The sequence below is a fragment of the Bacteroides sp. HPS0048 genome, from assembly GCF_964240755.1.
GTDB lineage: Bacteria > Bacteroidota > Bacteroidia > Bacteroidales > Bacteroidaceae > Bacteroides > Bacteroides nordii.
Genome location: NZ_CAXSVC010000085.1, coordinates 1 through 568, shown reverse-complemented (window position 1 = coordinate 568; position 568 = coordinate 1). Strand labels below are relative to the sequence as shown.

The following is a 568-nucleotide window of genomic DNA, read 5'->3' as shown; positions in this document are numbered from 1 at the left end:
AAATGTTAACTACGAAAGATATGTCCTTTCTTCACTATGTTTTCTTTTTCATTACAATTAATGACTGACTCTACTTTCGTAACTATACCAATTGTTATATCTTATGGATGTTTCATTTATTTCTCGGTGATAAATGCCCCGTTTCTCGTAGAGAATCGAAGCGTTTGTCGTAGAGAAACGAGTCGATTCTCTACGAGAAAATAATCTCTCATATAATGTATTAATTATCAATGTATTATAAAACCGTCTACTTGTTTTGAATATTTACTACCTAAACGGTCCATTTGTTCCTTTTTCAGCATTTATTTGTATCTGAAATCACAACACATCTCGGGTCTCTTTGTATATAATCCCTGTCATAGGTCTGTTGCTTGTGAATCAGACTGTAAATCAGCCGCAATAACTTATTGGCAATGTTATTCATCGCTACGAAAAAGTGCTTCTTTTCCACTTTATGCTTTTTTAGGAAGTATAATCTTATTTCTTTATTATGCTCCTTTGCCGAACGTGCACATAAGAAAAGCAGTGTTTTCAATTGTTTGTCACCCATTGGCGATATTTTATGTCC

The 568-nt window shown here is 33.5% G+C and carries 1 pseudogene; it reads right to left on the bottom strand.

The window, feature by feature from the left end:
• Positions 1-295: 295 nt before the first annotated feature.
• Positions 296-568 (bottom strand): annotated as a pseudogene (locus tag ACESQI_RS24155) (IS110 family transposase); the annotation flags it as partial.